This window comes from Bacillus sp. AFS023182, from assembly GCF_002560575.1.
GTDB lineage: Bacteria > Bacillota > Bacilli > Bacillales > Bacillaceae_G > Bacillus_A > Bacillus_A arachidis.
Genome location: NZ_NTRO01000132.1, coordinates 1 through 1,992, shown reverse-complemented (window position 1 = coordinate 1,992; position 1,992 = coordinate 1). Strand labels below are relative to the sequence as shown.

The 1,992-nt window shown below is 33.7% G+C and carries 1 protein-coding gene and 1 pseudogene; one reads left to right on the top strand and one right to left on the bottom strand.

Annotation, left to right across the window (positions count from 1 at the left end; all coding sequences use genetic code 11):
• Positions 1-284 (top strand): annotated as a pseudogene (locus CN288_RS27580) (IS4 family transposase); the annotation flags it as partial.
• A gap of 134 nt (positions 285-418) precedes the next feature.
• Here CN288_RS27580 and CN288_RS27575 read toward each other — a convergent pair.
• The gene (locus tag CN288_RS27575; protein ID WP_098303613.1) at positions 419-1,630 is read right to left on the bottom strand and encodes an IS110 family transposase; all 1,212 of its coding nucleotides are present in this window, start codon (positions 1,628-1,630) and stop codon (positions 419-421) included.
• Positions 1,631-1,992 lie beyond the last annotated feature (362 nt).

The following is a 1,992-nucleotide window of genomic DNA, read 5'->3' as shown; positions in this document are numbered from 1 at the left end:
GATTAGAATGTCACCTTTATGGGCAACTCATTAGTATTCTATTATGTTCTTCTACTATGTTTAAAATGCGAGAACTCCTGTTACGTAAGAAACAGAAAGAGCTAAGTGAATATAAAGCGATGTACATAATTAAGGATTATTTTTTACTTTTTTACCAAGCATTACACAAAAACACCCAAGAATTATCAAAGGTTCTCCTTCGTCTGTTTAACCTCCTACAGCGTAACGGACGAAAATCTCATCGTTATGAGAAAAAGACAGTCTTTGATATTTCTTACGATTAGTCAATCATTATTTTTAGATTTTTAATCAATTGAATATCGCATATATTAAATTTAATGCAAACTAAATACCCCTAATATGTATTCATTTTTTTACTAGGGGGAATAAATATAGTATGATGAATGAGACTATGATTTCAGGCGGTTAACCGATAATCATAGTGTATATTATGTGTAATAAGGTAGAAGAGAAGCTTCAATAACTTATTTACACATGCGATTGACGCAACTTTATGACATTTGTTATAAGGTTGCGTTTTTAATTTATCATAATACTCAACAATGTGGTTCTGTCCGTAACGACGTAGTTTTATCATGTTCTGGATAATGAGAAAAAGAAGCTTACGCAGATGCTTATTTCCACGTTTATTGATCTTATCTTTGAAAAAAGTTTTTCCTGATTGAAAACGGCGTATATCAATACCTGCAAATGCATTAAGTTGTTTGTTATTCTTGAAGCGAGTAATATCACCGATTTCAGCTAACAAGCGTATAGCCGTATTGGGACCTATTCCCGGAAAACTAAGAATAATTGGATATTCTGTGCGACTTTCAGCTAATCGTACCATCTTCGTGATACACTGTTCTTTTTGATGAAGGAGCTCCTGATAGCGTTTCGCGTACGATTTGAGTTGTTCACATAAAACGTCATCCTGACGTACGGCTGGATAAGAATACCTGGCAGCCTCAAGTACTTCCATAGCCTTCTTTTCTGCTATACGGATTGAGATGTTTTTATTGGTATTCTTACGAATCTGATTCTTCATGACCGTTTTAGAAAGATTTTGAACAAAGTCTGGGTGAGGGAATAATTGAACAAAGTTTAGAAATAAATCTGACTTAGTTATGAAAATCTGTTCCAATTCCGGAAATGTCAATTGAATGACTTTATGCATTCGGCTACGAATCAAAGATAATTCGTCATCCAGTTCATTATAGAACCTTGAGAGTGATTTTAATTGATAAAATAAGTTATCTGTGCCTGTCTTTTCCCTCCGGGAAGCCGTGAAATGTGTGAGAGCTAATTGATGCGCGTCGCTTCTATCGGTTTTATGAATCCGTAAGGAGTCACATTGTAATTTCGCTTCTAAAGGGTTCAACAGAAAGTATTCAAACTTGTTATCTTGCATAAAACGCTCTAGTTGTCTCGAATAGACACCAGTTGCTTCGAACACAATGTGAGGTGATTTCTTATTTTCATTCATAAGTTGATCTATTCGTTTTCGTAGTTCTTCAAAATCAGGCTTAGAATGATTGATTTCACTTTCAAAAACACATTGTTTTTGAGCATTATAAATAACCATATAACTTTTTCCCATACTAACATCAAACGCAATTACATGTTGCATATTTTTCCTCCTTATGTAGAATTGAAGTCCTCATCTTACTCTTATCGATTCCCATTTCTTATACACGATCTCAAGGATCCACATACTAAACTGATTCAAATAAGGTAAGTGAAGAAGGTCTGTTTTGGGTACGGATTTAAAATCCCAATATCAAAGCGACCTACTCTTCACTTCTACTATAAAAAAATAGTAGTGTAAACCAATGCATTGGTTTACACTACTAATCTTAGTATGTTTTGGGTGTTGTTTATGAGTATACCACTTCTACTCATCAGGTAGCATAGTAAAAAAATTGAAACCCGTCAGGGTTTATTTGATATGCCCACTTTTATAAAATCTATAAAAGATAATAATAAACTATA